This is a genomic window from Nocardia sp. alder85J, assembly GCF_020176955.2.
Classification (GTDB): Bacteria; Actinomycetota; Actinomycetes; order Mycobacteriales; family Mycobacteriaceae; genus Nocardia.
This window is the reverse complement of sequence record NZ_JAIUCZ020000002.1, coordinates 504,512-521,155: the sequence shown is the minus strand read 5'-3', so window position 1 is coordinate 521,155 and position 16,644 is coordinate 504,512. Positions and strand designations below refer to the sequence as shown.

Below are 16,644 nucleotides of genomic sequence, written 5' to 3'. Positions count from 1 at the left end.
GTCAATATTCGACCCGATCGGCGAAATCGGCCCAGGCGAGGAAGGGCGCCCGGCGGGCATCGATCGGCCGATGGGTGACCCGGATCGGCCAGGCCGGGCCGTCGGTTTCGAAGAGCCGGTAGAAGGCCAGATCGTCGAAACCCGCCTCGGCCGCGTCGTATCGGTCGGCGGCGTAGACGACCTGATCGACCCGCGACCACAAGGCCGCGGCCAGGCACATCGGGCACGGTTCACACGAGCTGATCAGCAGGCAGCCGGCCAGCGAGTGGGTGCCCAGCGCGCGGCAGGCGGCGCGGATGGCCACCACCTCGGCGTGCGCGGTCGGATCCAGGTTCGGCACGACCTGGTTGGCGCCGGTGGCGACGACGACGCCCGCGCGGAGCACCGTGGCCGCGAACGGGCCGCCGCCGGTGTGCACGTTCGCGTTCGCCTGCCGGACGGTCTCGGCCAGCCACGCCTGCTCGGCGTCGTCCAGGGCGGTCATGCGGTGAAGAATTCGCTCAGGCCCATCCGGCGCAGTGCGCGGCGGTAGGCGACGGAACTGCGGTCGGCCGGGATGTTGACCTCGATGCCCGGAGCCAGCGGCAGGTTCTCGGGCTTCTGGATCTCGACCACGGCCCGGTCCTCCTCGAAGATGCGCAGGTTGAACGCGTAGACGTCGGTGACCGGCTGGTCGGTGTCGAAGTTGCGGGCGATCGGCGCGAACATGCGGGTCCGGCGCGCGGAGACCGGCGAGGCCGCGTTCATGATGCTCAGCAGGCCACCGTCGGGGAAATGGATGGTGATGGTCGCGGTGAACGGTACGAATGTCTCGAAATGCCGCAGCCACAGGAATCCGGGTTCACCGACCTTGCCGCCGTGCGGATAATTGCCCACCGAACTCGGATAGTCGACCTCGAAGCCGTATTCGGTGACCACCGGCCGGTAGTCGGGCACCTCGACATTGTCAGGATCGCCGAAGGTGCCCTCGTGCACGAAACCGAAGTGCGCGACATCGAGAAAGCCCTCGACCTGACGGCCCGCGAACGCGGCGATATCGATACTCGGGCAATTGATCTGCTGGAACCCCTCGGCGTCCCAGCACGGCATGGCCGGCATCGCCGCGGGATCGGCGGCCCGGTCGAGGCTGGTCCACACCAGCCCGAAGCGCTGGATCACCGGATACGGATCCAGGTGCATGCGGGCGGGAATCCTGCCCTGGGGATGCGCGGGAATCGCCACGCAGCGTCCGCCCGCGCCGAACCGGATGCCGTGGTAGAGACAGGCGACGGTGGCTCCGTCGCCCCTACCCGCGCTGAGCGGGGTGCCGCGGTGCGGGCACAGATCGTTCGCGACCACGATCTCCGCACCCGCCCGGTACACGACCAGCGGCTCGTCGAGCAGGGTGGCGGCGATCGGGGCCGCGGTCACCTCCCTGACCAGGGCGATCGGATACCAGTGGCGGGCCAGGATCTGCCAGTCGGACGGCTCGAAGGTGCAGTCACGGGGCAGCGGCAGGGGTACGACGAACTCGGGTGCTTCGATGGTCACGGTCGGCTTCTTTCTCGCAGGCGGACAACGGAATCCGAAGCCGGGCCGCGATCGGCCCGGCCGGATTCGGTTATGCCCCGTGCGCGATGCAGCCGATCGGCCACGCGGTCCGATGGGCCTGCTGCCGGAGATCGGCCGGACGGGCAGCGACGATCATCATGATCGGGTCACCACCTCTCCGCCGTCCGGCACCGTCCATGTACAGCGGCACCGCCGCCGTGGCCAGTCATGTTTCCGGCCCGATGTTGCCGCCGGCCACCCGTCGTGTAGCCGTCAGGTAACCGCCCGCCGGGTGGCGGCGAGCCCGCGCCCGGCAGCAACTCCTGAGCATGATTTTCCACGCCTGTAGCATGAGCGCGTGTCCGCTACCTGGGGAGAATCCGCGCAGCGCGTGCGCGACTGGGCCGAGAGCGGAGTACCCGCACTCACCGGATTCGCCGACGGACCGCCGCTGGTTCCGCCCGGGTCGGCGGCGTCGGTCGCCCGCCGCCGCACCGATCGGATTGCCGAGGTGACCGGCGGCCGGGTCCGGCTGGACGGGGCACGGCTGCTGTCCGAACGGGCCGCCTTCACCGGGTACGGCCGCAGCGGCACCCTCTCGGCCGGTCGCCACTGCCGGCTGCTGCCCACCGCCGACGGCTGGGCCGCGATCAGCTGCGCCCGGCCCGACGACCCCCCGCTGCTCGGCGCGCTCATCTCCCGCGATATCGAGGACGATCCGTGGCCGCAGGTGACCGAGTGGTTGCTGACCGCCACCGGCACCGAACTGGCCGAACGCGCCGACCTGCTGGGACTGGCCGCGGGCCCCGTCGCGGCGCCACCTGCCGCCGCCTCGACGGAAACGACCGCGCTGCCACCGCGCCCGGTCGACGGACTGCGCGTGGTCGACTTCAGCTCACTGTGGGCGGGGCCGCTGTGTGCCCATCTGCTCGGCCTGGCGGGAGCGCGAATCATCAAGGTGGAGACGCCGTCTCGGCCCGACGGTGCCCGCCGCGGTGACCCGGCGTTCTATCGGCTGCTGCACGCCGGTCACGAATCGGTCGTCCTGGCCCCGAACGATCCCGGCCAGCGGGCCGCACTCGCCGACCTCGTCGCCTCCGCCGATATTGTGATCGAAGCCTCGCGGCCCCGCGCACTGGCCGGATTCGGGCTCGACGCACAGGCTTTCGCGGATTCCGGCGGCACCTGGATCTCGATCACGGCGTACGGCCGGGCGTCGAACCGAGTCGGATTCGGTGACGATGTCGCCGCCTGCGCGGGACTGGTGGCCTACACCGCCGACCACACCCCGCTGTTCGTCGGCGACGCGATCGCCGATCCACTGACCGGGCTGGCCGCGGCGACGCTGGCGATGTCGGCCCCCGCCGACGGCTCCGGCCGATTGTGGGACGTCGCAATGTCTTCGGTGGTGGCCGCGACCCTCGATCCGCCCTCGGCCACCGAGCCGATCGACGAATCACGGATCACCGCACCGAGCCGCCGCGAACCCCGGGGCATCGCACCGGACAGCGGCCGCGACACCGCCACGGTGCTCGCCGAGCTGAGTGGACGGCCGCGGTGACGAAACCCGCACTCGCCGAGTGGCAGCGCAGTACGACAGCGCTCCTGCCGACCGGCTGGAATTCGGGCTCGCCGCGACGGGCGGCCCGCACATGACCGACATGCTGATTCGCGATGCCGAGGTGTCCGGGGCGCGCACCGATGTCCTGGTACGAGACGGGATTGTCGCGGCGGTCGGCGGGTCACCGGCAGTGGCGGGGATGCCCGTCCTCGACGCTCGGGGTGGGGCGTTGTTGCCGGGCCTGCACGACCACCACCTGCATCTGCATGCGATGGCGGCGGAGGCGGATTCCGTTCGCTGCGGTCCGCCGCGCGTCCACACGGGCCGGGAGTTGGCCACGGCGCTGGCCACAGCACCGGGGAGCGGCTGGATCCGTGGCGTCGGGTACGTGGAAACCGTTGCCGGACTGCTGGATTCGACCACGCTCGATGCGCTGTGCCGGGAGCGGCCGGTGCGCATGCAGCACCGTAGCGGTGCGATGTGGATCCTCAATTCGGCGGCGGCCGGGCTCGTCGATCTGGCATCGGCGACCGAGCCGGGGGTGGAACGTGACGAGCGCGGCCGGGCGACCGGCCGTATCTGGCGAGCCGACACCTGGTTGCGGTCGCGGCTGCCCGATACCGGACCGCCCGATACCGCGGCGGTGGGGCAGCAGCTGGCCGCCTACGGCATCACCGGAATCACCGATGCCACACCGGATCTGACCCCGGATTCGCTCGCGAACCTGATCGGCGCGGTCGCGTCGGGGGCGATCCCACAGCGCGTGCAGTTGCTCGGCGTGCCGCTGGGCCACACCGGAATTCCGGCGATCGGCGCGGCGGGAACCGCGCTGCGCGGCAGCGAGCCCGCCGTCACGGTGGGTCCGTACAAGATCGTCATCGCGGACTCCGACCTGCCCGACCTCGTGGACCTGGAGGAAACCGTCCGGCGCGCACACGAATCCGGCCGCCCGGTCGCGGTGCACTGCGTCAGCCGGGAGGCGCTGCTCATCCTGCTCGCCGTATTCGATGCCACCGGCACGATCGCGGGCGACCGGATCGAGCACGGCGCGCTCGTCCCGGCCGAATCCCTCGACTCGCTGCGGCGTTTCGGGCTCACCGTCGTGACCCAGCCCGGTTTCCTCGCCGATCGCGGCGACGACTACCTGCACCGGGTCGATCCCCGCGATCTTCCGGACCTCTACCGCTGCCGGAGCCTGTGCGAGGCGGGGGTGAGCCTGGCCCTGTCCAGCGACGCCCCCTACGGCCCGGCCGACCCCTGGCAGGTGATCGCCGCCGCCACCGAGCGCCGGGCGCCCGACGGCTCGGTCGTGGGCGCCGCGGAAACCCTCTCCGCGACAGCGGCTCTCGACCGATATCTGGCGCCGCTGGACGATCCGGGCGGTCCGGCCCGCACCGTCACGGTGGGCGCCACGGCGGATCTCGTGCTGCTGGACCGGCCGATCGCGCAGATGTACGCCCAGCCGAGCAGTGCCGCGGTCCGCTACACGCTCATCGGCGGAACAGTGGTGTACGAACGGCCTTGACGCCGGCGGTACCGTCGGCGGACCACGCCGCTAGCGTCGCCGCTGCGCGGCCCGCACGGCGACGTAGGACAGGGCGACGACAACGGCCAACTGCGCGAAGCGGATCGATGTCGTGTCACCCAGACCGCGCGTGACGGTGAAATAGAGGCTCACCGCCAGCAGCACGAGACAAGCTACCCCGGCAATCGATCGACCCCACCTCATAGGTCGAACGATACCGGCCCGGCGCAACGGCTGCGGACCGCGGATGCCGCGATCAGCGACGACGCGTACGGGCTGATCGAGCCCCCGGGGGTGGTGTGCCACTGTGTCCGGCGCCACCCGATTCGCCCTCCGGCGCCACCGGCACACACCCCCGCCCGAAGCCGCCAATCGACTCGAAGGGCGTGCCTGAACTGCGCGGATGTCACCTCCGGACGATCATGGCCCCGTTTTGGAACGGGTGGTTGGGATCAAGATTCTCGTTTTCCGTAAATAGCGTTCTCGGGTGTCCTATGATCGGCACCACACCGCACTGGCGGCCGCCATAGTCCTCGGCGTCCGGCTTGCTGCGGCCCGAGGAGAAGAACAGCCATGACCGCATCCTTCGTGGATCTTTGGCCGCCAGGGTTCGCCTGAAGGGAGCATCCGCTCACCGCGAAGGCCGCCCGGACGCACCGCGCCTGCGCACCGGGAATCCCGGCCGTCGCCATCTCATCCGCCTCTCGAATCACAATCTCATCGAAGTAGCTGAGGTAACACTCGTGGCTGATAAAACAGACACTCAATACATCCAGCCGACAGCAGCGGAGGACGCGGGCCGTATCGATCCGTCCCGCGTCGGGCGGCTGATCGCCATTCTCGTGGCATTGGTGCTGTACACCGAGGTCGCGCCGATGCAGCTCGGCATGGTCTCGATCGTCGTGCCGAAGCTCGCGGGCTCCTTCCCCGGCGCCGGCGCGGGGGTGACCTGGGCCGTCACGATCGTCGGCATCGCCGGCGGCGCCAGCATGGCGCTGATCGGCAAGCTCGGTGACCTGATCGGCAAGAAGCGCGTCGTGCTGCTGTCCGGTCTGCTGTTCCTGATCGGCGCGCTGCTGTGCGCCCTCACCCACAGCTGGGCCCTCTTCCTGATCGGCCGCGTCCTGGGCGGTGCGTCCTGGGCGATGACCGCGGTCGAGTACGGCCTGGTCCGAGACCTGATGCCGCGCAAGTGGATTCCGGTCGCCGTCGGCGTCATCGGCACCGGCTTCGGCATCGGCGGCGTGCTCACACCCATCATCTGCGGCGCGCTGACCGATCACTACACCTGGCGGTCGGTGTTCTGGTTCCTGATCATCTACGTCGCGGCCACCACCCCGCTGGTCATGATCGCGGTACCCGAATCGCCGTTCCGGGTGAAACAGAAGCTCGACATCCTCGGCGCCGTCCTGTTCGGCGCCTCCATCGGCCTGATCCTGCTGTATGTCAGTGAGGGTTCGACCTGGGGCTGGGGCGAGATCACCTCGCTGGCGTACCTCGTCGTGGGCGTGATCCTGTTCCTCGCGTTCATCGCCTGGGAGACGCGGGCACCGGAACCGATGATCGAGTTGCACCTGCTGCGCTCACGCGCGGTGGCGATCCCGATGGCGGTGGCCTTCCTCGTCACCCTCGCCATCAGCGCGGTCAGCATCATGATCGCGTACATGTTCCAGACGCCCAAGGGTCCGGACCTGGAGAACCAGATCATCGCCGGCGCCGCGGCGCAGTACCATGCACCGGCGGCCATCGTCGCGAAGGCGATGAGCTTCAAGGGTGACATCAGCTACGCCAACGGCTTCTCGACCTTGCAGATGGCGCTGCACATCACCGTGTGGACCGCGGCGTTCGGCATGATCTTCGGTGTCCTCGGCGGCTGGCTGTGCCGCATCGTCGGGGCCCGGATCCTGTTGATCACCAGCGGTATCACGCTGCTGGCCGCCTGTGCGCTGTGGATTCCGTGGCACAAGACCTGGCAGGAGCAGGTCTTCATCGGCCTGCTGTACGGCATTTCGTTCGGGTTCTACTACGCCGCCAACCCGAACCTGCTCATCGACGCCGTTCCCGCCGATCGGCAGGGTGTCAGCGCCGGCATGCTGGCGGTCTTCGGATCCATCGGCACCTCGGTGGGTACCGCGGTCTTCACCGCGATCGCGTCGGCGCATCCCTTCCAGATCGTCGCCAACCAGATGGGCAAGATCGTGGTCAGCGATGTGCCCAGCGTGTACACCGACACCGGGTACAAATGGTCCTATGTCGCGGTGGGCGTCGTCCCGGCAGCCCTGACGCTGCTGCTGGCCCTCGCCCTGCGCACCGGCCGGACACCGTCGCGCGGCGGCGCTGCCGCCGAGTCCGAGGCGGCGGTCCTGACCGAGGCCGGCGGCGCCGGCACCGCGGGCGTGTTCTGACCCGAACCCGCACGGCCGACAGCCCGGCCGCGGTTCCCGGTACATCATCGGAAACCGCGGCCGGGCTTCGTTTTTCGGCGCGATCAGCGCGGCATCGGGTGGGCCTGGAAGAAGTCCCACATGATCTGGTTCGCGTCGATCGAGTGAGTGGTGCTGCCGGTGAGGGCTTCCGGGCTGGGCAGCGAGCCGCTCGGCCAGGTGTGGCCGCCGCCGAGCACCGAATACAGTTCGACGGTGCCGTCCGCCGGGCAGTCGAAGGTGGTCAGGTCGACATCGGGGGTGACGTGCTGCCGGGCGGGCGTGGTCCCGCAGCCGTTGCGACGGGCCCAGGCGACGGCGTCGTCCGGAACACTCTGCGGGCCCGGCCCGTTCACGGCCGGGCCGCCGTTCTCGGCACGGGCGGTGCTGCCGTCGGGGGCCGGCAGGTAGGCCGCGTTCGGTCCGGGACCGCCGGTGTAGGAGACGATCGGATCACCGGTGCCGTGGAAGGCGACCACCGGCACCGGCCGGGTCGGGTGGCACCAGTCGAAGTCCTGGAGGCCGGCCACCGGCGCCACGGCCGCGATCCGGTCCGACAATCGGCAGGCCAGCGCCGAGGTGGTGAACGCACCCATCGACAGCCCCGCCACGTACACCCGACGCTGATCCACGCAGAGGGTCGACGCCACGTTGCCGATGAGATCCGACAGGTAGTCGACGTCGGCGCTGCCGGGGGTGAAATCCCAGCGCGGCAGGCCCGGCTCGTCGATCTGCGGTGTGACGGTGACGAATCCGTGCTTGCTGCCGAAGTCGCCGAGGCCGCTGCTGCTGCGCTCCAGTTCGGCGGGTTCCAGGTAGCCGTGCAGATCGAAGACCACCGGGGTCGGCCGGTCGGCCCCGGGCGGCACGTCGAGGAGGTAGTGGCCGGTCTCGCCCGCGGCCGCGAACTGGTGGGTGGACGATCCGGCCGCGGTGGCGGTCGCACCGCAGCCCGCCGAGGGTGCGGCCGGATCGTCCGCCCGGGCCACGGCATTGTGGCCGGTCAATGTGGTGGTCACCGCGACGGCCGCGGCAGCCGCGGCGACGATGCCGAGTCCGCGGCGCACACCGGATGGCGATCCGGTGGCCCGCGGCGAATTCGAAACTCTGGACATGGCAGTCATCGTGTCATCCGTCGCGCGGTTGATATCAGGAAACCTGACAATTTGTCGTAGTTCACAGCGCCCGGCGCACGGCGCCGGTGCTCGCGCGGTGGCGGTGCTCGGCCGCCCGGGTTCGCGCCGGAGGCGCCGGGATGGATGATGGAATGCGATGGCCGGAACATGCTCATTCACGATCGCGGCGGGGGTGATCGCCGTCGCGGTCGCGACAGCCGTCGGCGGTTGTGCCTCGCCCGCGCCCGCGGGCTCGCACCCGGCGGCATTGCCGGACAACGCGATCGGCAACAACGACATGCAGTTCGACACCAACCGGAAACCGGTGCTGGCGGCCGGTTCCGAATGTTCGGGCTTCACCGCGAAGGTCCGGGCGGCCGCCGCCGTTGCGGACAAGACCGCGGCCACGCCGATGGAACCCGGCCACGGCTGCTGGGCCGCCGACGGCCACGACGGCATGGTCAGCATCGTCACGACGGCGACGGCCTTCGGAAAGTTCTGGCGGCGCGGCTATCCCGACGACGACGGCAGCGGGCTCACCGCGAGCATCGTCGACGCCGGTACCGCGCAGTCGTTCGAGCGATTCGTGCTCGACCACCGCTACTACGGGGTCCGGGCCGGCAGCCAGTGGACCGCCGGGCTGAGCAGCGGCCTGACCAAGACCGCGTGCATGGTGGTCGTCGACACCGGGTCCGCGCAGCCCCTGCTGGTCGACCTCACGCAGCAGGTCCCGCACGGCGATCCGGCGACCGGGACCGTGGCCGGGCTGTGCGCGACGACCGAACAGGTCGCCCGGGCGGTGCTCGACGAACAGGATCCCGGCGGCGGCAGCCGGGTGCCCTGACACCGGCTCACGGTGTGCCGCAGGGTGAACCGGCCGCCACCGCGACCCCGGCGGTCGCCGAGCCGGAATCCGTACCGGTGGTGACCGGCCCGGACTGCGGGCTGTGCACCACGCCGGGCTGGTCGGTACAGCGGCGGAATATCGGCTGAGCGCGGGGTTCGCGGTTGCGTCGTTCAGCCGCGCAGGCCGAGCAAGCGCAGCGCGTTCTCCTTGAGGATCTGCGGCCGCACGTCGTCCTTGATCTCCAGCTGATCGAAATCCTTCAGCCAGCGGTCGGGGGTGAGCACCGGGTAGTCGGAGCCGAACAGCACCTTGTCCCGCAGCAGGCTGTTGGCCTGCCGGACCAGTTGCGGCGGAAAGTATTTCGGCGACCAGCCGGACAGGTCGATGTACACGTTGGCCTTGTGGGTGGCGATCGAGATGGCCGAGTCGACCCACGGCACCGACGGGTGCGCCATGATGATCCGCAGCCCGGGGAAGTCGGCGGCGATGTCGTCGAGCAGCATCGGGTCGGAGTACCGCAGCTTGATGCCGCGCCCGCCCGGCAGGCCCGCGCCGATCCCGGTCTGGCCGGTGTGGAACAGCGCGATGGTGCCCAGTTCCTCCAGCGCGCTCCACAGCGGGTAGTAGGCCGGATCGTCGGGCTGGAACGCTTGCAGGCTGGGGTGGAACTTGAAACCCAGCACGCCGTAGTCGTGGGCCAGGCGGCGGGCCTGGTCGATCGCGGCCGTTCCCTTGCGCGGGTCCACGGAACCGAACGGGATCAGCACATCGGCGTGTTCGGCGGCCTGTTGGGCGATCTCCTCGCTGGACAGCGCCGGATGTCCGAGGCCGGTGGTGGCGTCGACGGTGAAGATCACCGCGGCCATCTGCCGTTCCCGGTAGTACGCGGCCAGGCTCGCCACGGTCGGGGTCCGATCCTGGTCCGCGCGAAAGTATTTCGCCGAGGCGTCCAGCAATTCCCGGTCCAGGGAGCAGTGACCGTGGCCGTCGGACTCGATGTGGGTGTGCACGTCGAGCGCGACGATCGCGTCCGGGTCGATGCGCGATACGTAAGACATTGTCCGCAAATTCCTTTCGCCGGTCAGGGCAGCGCGTCGGACTGTTGTTTGGCCTGCAACAGCCGGATCAGCAGGGTGTCGCGGGCGGCGACCATCCGATCCCGGTCGATGCCGGCCAGTTCCCGGTCGACGCCGTCGACCAGCAGCGTGGTGAGTTCGGGGGTCAGTTGCGGGGCGCCGAGGTCGTCCATCCACGCCTGCGCGGGCGGGCCGAGATGTTCCAGGGTGTGCGCCATTCCACCCGGACCACCCGAAAGATGTTGATTGACCAGCGGTCCCAGCAGCGCCCAGCGCAGTCCGGGCCCGTTGGCGATGGCGGCGTCGATGTCGGCGACGCTGGCGACGCCTCGTTCGACCAGGGAATACGCTTCCCGCCACAGCGCGGCCTGCAGGCGGTTGGTGACGTGGCCGGGCACCTCCTGACGAATCCGGATGGGCCGCTTGCCGATTCCGGTGTAGAAGGCCGTGGCGGCGTCGGCGATCTCCGGTGCGGTGCCCGGTCCGGGCACCACCTCCACCAGCGGGATGAGGTAGGCGGGATGGAAGGGGTGGCCGACCAGGACGCGTTCCGGGTGCCGGGTGCACATGCCCTGCAACTCGGACGGCATCAGGCCCGACGAACTGCTGGCGATCGGGACACCGGCCGGGGTGGCGGCGTCCAGCGCGGCGAACAGCGACTGTTTCAGCGCGATGTGCTCCGGGCCGCTCTCCTGGACGAATTCGGCCCCGGCCACGGCCACGGCGAGGTCGTCGGCGAACCGCAGATTGTCCAGGGACGCGTGCTCGCTCAGACCCAGCTCACGCAGGGCGGGCCACGCGGTGCGGACGGCGTCGAGCAGCCGCCGGTGGGCGTCCGGCGCGGGATCGTAGGCGGTGACGTCGAGTCCGCGCGCGAGAAACAGTGCGGCCCAGCCCGCGCCGATCACCCCGGTACCGACGACGGCGACCCGCGTGACCGCGCTCATCGCGCCGCCTCCGGCCGGATCGGCCCGCGGCCCGAGCGGCGTCACCGTACCGCCCGGTTGCGAGCGAAATCGACGAAGGCGTCCAGTGCGGTCGGATCGGTCAGCGCACCCGGGGAGGCGACGGTCTCCGGGGCCGCGCCTTGCAGGATCTTCTTGACCGGGACCTCGAGCTTCTTCCCGGTACGCCCGTAGGGGAGCGCCGGAACACCGACGATGTCGTCCGGGATGTGGCGCGGCGACAGGGCCCCGCGGATCAGTGTCACCAGCGCGGCGCGCAGTTCGTCGCCGACCGGCGTGCCGCCGCGGGTGACCACGAACAACAGCAGCCGGCCCATGCCGCCGTCACGATCCTCCAGGTGCACCACCAGGCTGTCGGTGATCTCGTCGACATCCTGGAGGGTCCGGTAGAACTCGGCGGTGCCCAGCCGGACGCCGCCGCGGTTCAGGGTGGCATCCGAACGGCCGGTGATGACGCAGGAGCCCTCGGCCGAGAACCGGCACCAGTCGCCGAACCGGAACACGCCCGGATAGCGATCGAAGTAGGTGTCGCGCAATCTTTTTCCGTCGGTATCGCCCCAGAAGGCCACCGGCATCGAGGGCATCGGCGCGGTGAGTACCAGTTCGCCGACGTCACCGATCACGATGTCGCCGTCGTCGTCGAACGCCTTGGCGTCGACACCCAGACTCGCCCCGGACATCTCACCGGCCCACACCGGTTGCAGCGGCGACCCCTGGATCAGGCCGGTGCACACGTCGGTGCCGCCGCTGCCGACGTTCAGCAGTACCCGATTGCCGAATTGCTCTGCCACCCAGCGGAATCCCTCCGCCGACAACGGACTGCCCGCGACACCGAGCTGACGCAGCCGGGTGAGCCCGAACTCCTCGGCCGGCCGCACGCCCTCCTTGCGGCACGACATCAGATAGCCGGGGCTGGCGCCCATCAGGGTGGCGCCGGTGGCCTCGGCCAGCCGCCACTGTTCCCGCAGATCCGGGAACAGCGGATTGCCGTCGATCATGACGATCGAGGCGCGCAGCAGCAGCGCCGAGATCAGCGAGTTCCACATCATCCACGCGGTGGTGGTGAACCACAGCAGCCGATCCCCCGGCCCCAGATCCCAATGGAACGCATGGTTTTTCAGGTGCTCGACCAGGATGCCGCCGTGGCAGTGCACGATCGCCTTGGGCAGGCCGGTGGTGCCCGAGGAGAACAGGATGTAGAGCGGATGCTCGAACGGCACCGGCTCGAAGGTCAGCGATTCGTCCGTCGCCGCGGCCACCTCGGTCCACGACACCGCCTCCGGCAGGGTGAGATCCCCGTAGGGGACGTGCACCACGTGGCGCAGCGACGGCAGCGCCGCCCGGATGGCCGCGACCTCGTCGCGCCGGTCGACCGCCCTGTCCCCGTAGGTGTATCCGGCCACGGCGAACAGCAGCACCGGATCGAGTTGGCCGAAGCGGTCGATCACGCTCGGCGCACCGAATTCCGGTGCGCAGGTGGACCAGATCGCGCCGAGGCTGACCGTCGCCAGGAAGGCGATCAGCGTCTCGGGGCAGTTCGGCAGATAGCCCGCGACCCGGTCGCCGCGGCGCACCCCGAGCCGGACCAGCCCGGCCCGCACCCGGCGCACCTGCTCGGCCAGTTCGCCGAAGGTCAGCTCGAGCGGCGCGCGGGTCTGCGAATGCGCCACCACCGCAACGGTATCGATGTCCTCGGGGTCACCGAAGCAGTGCTCGGCGTAGTTCAGGGTGGCGCCGGGGAACCATTGCGTGCCGGGCATGGCGCGCTCGACCAGCACGGTGTCGTACGGGGTGTGCGCCTTCACCTCGAAGTACTGCCACACCGACTCCCAGAACGCCGCCGTCTCCCCCACCGACCAGGCATGCAGCGCCGCGAAAGAGCCGAAGTCCAGGCCGCGGTCGGCCCGCAGCCAGCGCAGATAGCCCTGGATCGCCGCGTGCTCCACCCTCGCCGGATCGGGGGTGTAGAGCAATTCCGGCCCCGCCGCACCGACAGTCATCGCTGATCTCCTGAGTTGTTCCCGGTCGCGGTCACCTTGCCCGCCCGGCCCGCGAGAAAGTCCGTCATCCGCCGCTTCGCCTCGTCGCTGCTCTGCGCCACCGCCGCCATCAGCGACTCCAGCAGATAGCCGACCTCCGGACTCGCGGACGCGATCTTCGGAAGTGCTTGCAGTACAGCATAATTGGAGACCGGCGAGTTGTCCGCGATGCGGGTGGCCAGCTCGATCCCGCGCGCCAGCCCCGCGCCTTCGGCCACCCGGTAGTTGACCAGCCCGAGGTCGGTCGCCTCCGCCACCGACAGCACCCGCCCGGTGAGCATCATGTCGGCCATCCGATGCGCGCCGATCAGCCGCGGCAGCCGCACCGACCCGCCGCCGCCGACGAACAGCCCGCGCTGCCCCTCCGGCAGCGCGAAATACGCCGACTCCTCCGCCACCCGCACGTGCGCGGCCGACGCCAACTCCAGCCCGCCCCCGATCACCGCACCCTTCAGCACCGCCACCACCGGCAGCGTGCCCGCTTCGATCCGGGCGAACGCCTCGTGCCACATCCGCGAATGATGCAGTCCCGCGAAGGCGTCGCTCTCGTCCAGCGAGCTCAGGTCCAGCCCGGCCGAGAAATGCTCACCCGCCGCGGCGAGCACCACGGCCCGCACCCACCGCGGCGGTGCGCCGAACCAGGCCCCGAGCGCGCGAATGGTGTCGTCGTCCAGGGCATTTCGCTTCGAAACCCGGTTCAGCGTCAGGACCGCCACGTCACCGTGGCGTTCCAGATCGAGGGAGGCAGGCAGTGTCGGTTCGCCGTTGCGCACATTCGGTCCTCAATTAACAGGAATCCTGATATCTTCACCATCCTGCGACGTCACCGGATCCGTGTCAATGTCGAGACCCGTAAGTAAAAGTGAAACCACATTTACAAAAGTTACGGGCTCGGCTACGGTGAGCTGTGCATGCGCCTGCCGGTCCCGGCGGGCCCGGTCGCGATGCCGGCCGTATCCGAGCAGCCATCAGGAGCAGGACCGTGACCGAGCGCAGGGCCACCGCCCCGGGTGCGGACACGGTTCCGGAGCACCCGCCCACCCCGAAGGGGCGCAACAGCCGGGAACGCCTGCTGGCCGCCGCCACCACGCTGTTCGCCGAGCGCGGCTACGCGCGGGTGCGGATCACCGACATCACCGAGGCCGCGGGGCTGTCGCCGGGCGCGTTCTACCGGTATTTCACCGATCGGCGCGAGCTCATGCTGGTACTGATGCGCGCGCTGACCGACGAGGTGTTCGATTTCGTGCGGGTGCCGTGGGACGAGTCCGATCCGGTGGCCACCGTATCCCTTTCCACCCGGCGGTATTTCCAGTTCTATCTGGAGCATCGCGGGTTCTTCGCGGTCCTGGTGGAGCTCGCCCAGACCGATGCCGAGGTCGGGCGGATCTGGGCGGATTCGCGGCGCGCGTTCTACGCTCGCATCGCCCAATCACTGCGCCGCGGAATGGAATCCGGCACCGTGCGCGCCGATGTCGATGTCACCGTCGCCGCCGAACTGCTGGGCGGCATGACCGAGTTCTACGCCTTCCAGCGCCTGGTCCTCGCCGACGGCGCCGTCACGGAGGTGCCGCTGGACCAGGCCGCCCGCCATCTCGCCGAGATCTGGACCTCCGGGGTACTGCGCCGGAACCTGCCTTCGTCCGCACACGAGCCGGTGGCCGGGTTCGCGCCGCCGGGACACGGGGAGTAGTCACGCCATGAAATCCACACTGCTGTCGCGCCGCGATCTGGAATTCCTGCTGTACGAGTGGCTGAATGTGGCCGCGCTGACCGAGTATCCGCGCTACGCCGACCATTCGCGGGAGACCTTCGACGGGATGCTGGAGTTGTCGGCCGCCCTCGCCGAACGCGAATTCCGCACCCACAATCGCAAGAACGACCTCCAGGAGCCGCATTTCGACGGCGCCACGGTCCACATCATCCCCGAGGTCGGGCAGGCGCTGACCGCGTTCGCGCAAACCGGGCTGATCGCCGCCGCGATGGATGAGGCGGTCGGCGGCCTCCAGCTCCCCCACACGGTGCACCGCGCCTGCTTCGCCTGGTTCCAGGCCGCCAACATCGCCACCTCCGGCTACCCGATGCTCACCATGGGCAACGCCAATCTTCTTCTCGCGCACGGCAGCCCGGAACAGGTGCGCACGTACGTCGAGCCGATGCTGGCGGGCCGGTTCTTCGGCACCATGTGCCTGTCCGAACCGCACGCCGGCTCCTCGCTGGCGGATCTGACCACCCGCGCGGTCCCCGACGGCGACGGCCGCTACCGGATCTTCGGCCGCAAGATGTGGATCTCCGGCGGTGATCACGAACTCTCCGAGAACATCGTGCATCTGGTGCTGGCCCGGGTGGAGGGCGCTCGCCCCGGCGTCAAGGGGTTGTCGCTGTTCGTCGTGCCCAAGTACCTGGTGAACCCGGACGGTTCGCTGGGCGCCCGCAACGATGTCGCGCCGGCCGGCCTCAATCACAAGATGGGCTTCCGCGGCACCACCAACACCATGCTGAATTTCGGTGAGGGCGCGCATCTTCCGGAGGACGGGCCGGGTGCGATCGGCTATCTGATCGGCGCCGAGAACCAGGGCCTCGCCTACATGTTCCACATGATGAACGAGGCCCGCATCGGTGTCGGAACCGGCGCGGCGGCCCTGGGCTACACCGGTTATCTGGAGGCGCTGGAATACGCCCGGACCCGGCCGCAGGGCCGCCCGCTCGGCCACAAGGACCCCACCGCGCCGCAGGTGCCGATCGTCGAGCACGCCGACGTGCGCCGGATGCTGCTGGCCGCCAAGAGCTATGCCGAGGGCGGCATGGCGCTGGCGCTGTACGCCGCGACCCTGCTGGACCGCAGCATCGCCGATCCGGACGACGCCGCCCGCGCCGACGCCGCCCGCCTGCTCGACGTGCTGACGCCGATCGTCAAGAGCTGGCCGTCGCAATGGGGCCTGGCCGCCGACGATCTCGCCATCCAGATCCACGGCGGCGCCGGGTACACCCGCGACTGCAACGTCGAGCAGCACTACCGCGACAACCGCCTCAACCCGATCCACGAGGGCACCTACGGCATCCACGGCCAGGACCTGCTGGGCCGCAAGGTGATCGCCGACGGCGGCGCCGGACTCGGCCTGCTGGTGGCCGCGATCCACCGCACCATCGCGGCGGCCCCGCCCGAACTCGATTCCCACACCGAGCAATTGGCCACCCGGGTCGACCGGCTCGCCGAGGTCACCGCGGCGCTGTGGCGCGACGGCGACCCCGCGGCGGCACTGGCGAACGCCACGGTGTACCTGGCCGCCGCCGGTCACGTCGTGGTCGCCTGGATCTGGCTGGAACAGGCCCGCGCCGCCCACGGCCGCACCGGACCGTTCTACGACGGCAAGCGGGCCGCGGCCCGCTACTTCTTCACCTACGAACTCCCCACCGTCGACGCACAATTCGACCTGCTGACCTCCGGCGACACCCAGTTGCTGGACCTCGACCCCGACTGCCTCTGATCCCGGGCCGCCGCCCCGCCGCCGAGCTGCCCGGCGCCGGAATTCCACGCGGCGCGGCGATCGGTTCTCGTGCACGCC

15 protein-coding genes are annotated in these 16,644 nt (G+C 70.0%); 7 read left to right on the top strand and 8 right to left on the bottom strand.

Annotated features, from left to right (window positions below; translation table 11 throughout):
- Window position 1 precedes the first annotated feature (1 nt).
- Window positions 2-484, bottom strand: coding sequence for a nucleoside deaminase (locus tag LBW94_RS08555; protein ID WP_225055445.1), 483 nt, complete (start codon window positions 482-484; stop codon window positions 2-4).
- Window positions 481-1,530 carry an aromatic ring-hydroxylating dioxygenase subunit alpha gene (locus LBW94_RS08550; RefSeq protein ID WP_323137810.1) on the bottom strand — a complete coding sequence of 350 codons (1,050 nt, stop codon included), beginning with the start codon at window positions 1,528-1,530 and terminating at the stop codon, window positions 481-483. Before LBW94_RS08550 ends, LBW94_RS08555 begins: the two co-directional genes overlap by 4 nt.
- Window positions 1,531-1,888: 358 nt before the next feature.
- Here LBW94_RS08550 and LBW94_RS08545 point away from each other — a divergent pair, with 358 nt between their 5' ends.
- Both LBW94_RS08545 and LBW94_RS08540 read left to right on the top strand, forming a co-directional pair.
- The gene (locus tag LBW94_RS08545) at window positions 1,889-3,091 is read left to right on the top strand and encodes a CoA transferase (RefSeq protein WP_225055443.1); all 1,203 of its coding nucleotides are present in this window, start codon (window positions 1,889-1,891) and stop codon (window positions 3,089-3,091) included.
- A gap of 91 nt (window positions 3,092-3,182) precedes the next feature.
- A complete protein-coding gene (locus LBW94_RS08540) occupies window positions 3,183-4,616 on the top strand; it encodes an amidohydrolase family protein (RefSeq protein ID WP_225055616.1) in 1,434 nt (477 codons plus the stop codon).
- Window positions 4,617-4,646: 30 nt separating this feature from the next.
- Here the strand turns inward: LBW94_RS08540 and LBW94_RS08535 are convergent, their stop codons facing one another.
- Window positions 4,647-4,820, bottom strand: a complete 174-nt coding sequence (locus tag LBW94_RS08535; RefSeq protein ID WP_225055441.1) for a hypothetical protein — start codon at window positions 4,818-4,820, stop codon at window positions 4,647-4,649.
- Between the two features lie 539 nt (window positions 4,821-5,359).
- Between LBW94_RS08535 and LBW94_RS08530 the strand changes: the two genes are divergently transcribed.
- Window positions 5,360-7,021: an MFS transporter gene (locus LBW94_RS08530; protein ID WP_225055438.1), complete on the top strand. Its 1,662-nt coding sequence runs from the start codon at window positions 5,360-5,362 to the stop codon at window positions 7,019-7,021.
- Between the two features lie 83 nt (window positions 7,022-7,104).
- Here LBW94_RS08530 and LBW94_RS08525 read toward each other — a convergent pair whose 3' ends face one another.
- A complete protein-coding gene (locus tag LBW94_RS08525; protein ID WP_225055436.1) occupies window positions 7,105-8,154 on the bottom strand; it encodes an alpha/beta hydrolase family esterase in 1,050 nt (349 codons plus the stop codon).
- 157 nt (window positions 8,155-8,311) lie between these two features.
- Between LBW94_RS08525 and LBW94_RS08520 the strand changes: the two genes are divergently transcribed.
- Window positions 8,312-8,998 carry a hypothetical protein gene (locus tag LBW94_RS08520; protein ID WP_225055435.1) on the top strand — a complete coding sequence of 229 codons (687 nt, stop codon included), beginning with the start codon at window positions 8,312-8,314 and terminating at the stop codon, window positions 8,996-8,998.
- A gap of 14 nt (window positions 8,999-9,012) precedes the next feature.
- Window positions 9,013-9,147 (top strand): hypothetical protein, encoded by a 135-nt coding sequence (locus LBW94_RS08515; RefSeq protein WP_255633835.1) that lies wholly within the window; start codon window positions 9,013-9,015, stop codon window positions 9,145-9,147.
- A gap of 24 nt (window positions 9,148-9,171) precedes the next feature.
- Here LBW94_RS08515 and LBW94_RS08510 read toward each other — a convergent pair whose 3' ends face one another.
- Genes LBW94_RS08510 through LBW94_RS08495 form a run of 4 tightly spaced genes read right to left on the bottom strand, consistent with a single transcriptional unit; the run spans window position 9,172 to window position 13,854 of the window.
- A complete protein-coding gene (locus LBW94_RS08510) occupies window positions 9,172-10,059 on the bottom strand; it encodes an amidohydrolase family protein (RefSeq protein ID WP_225055433.1) in 888 nt (295 codons plus the stop codon).
- Window positions 10,060-10,082: 23 nt separating this feature from the next.
- Window positions 10,083-11,024 carry a 3-hydroxyacyl-CoA dehydrogenase NAD-binding domain-containing protein gene (locus LBW94_RS08505; RefSeq protein WP_225055431.1) on the bottom strand — a complete coding sequence of 314 codons (942 nt, stop codon included), beginning with the start codon at window positions 11,022-11,024 and terminating at the stop codon, window positions 10,083-10,085.
- A 41-nt stretch (window positions 11,025-11,065) separates the two neighbouring features.
- Entirely contained in the window at window positions 11,066-13,042 is a 1,977-nt protein-coding gene (locus tag LBW94_RS08500) for an acetoacetate--CoA ligase (protein ID WP_225055430.1), read from the bottom strand.
- Window positions 13,039-13,854, bottom strand: coding sequence for a crotonase/enoyl-CoA hydratase family protein (locus tag LBW94_RS08495; RefSeq protein ID WP_225055428.1), 816 nt, complete (start codon window positions 13,852-13,854; stop codon window positions 13,039-13,041). The genes LBW94_RS08500 and LBW94_RS08495 overlap by 4 nt, the downstream gene beginning before the upstream one ends.
- A 209-nt stretch (window positions 13,855-14,063) precedes the next feature.
- On the opposite strand from LBW94_RS08495, the gene LBW94_RS08490 reads away from it, so the two are divergent.
- Window positions 14,064-14,771 carry a TetR/AcrR family transcriptional regulator gene (locus LBW94_RS08490; RefSeq protein WP_225055426.1) on the top strand — a complete coding sequence of 236 codons (708 nt, stop codon included), beginning with the start codon at window positions 14,064-14,066 and terminating at the stop codon, window positions 14,769-14,771.
- 7 nt (window positions 14,772-14,778) lie between these two features.
- Window positions 14,779-16,566: an acyl-CoA dehydrogenase gene (locus LBW94_RS08485; protein ID WP_225055424.1), complete on the top strand. Its 1,788-nt coding sequence runs from the start codon at window positions 14,779-14,781 to the stop codon at window positions 16,564-16,566.
- Window positions 16,567-16,644 lie beyond the last annotated feature (78 nt).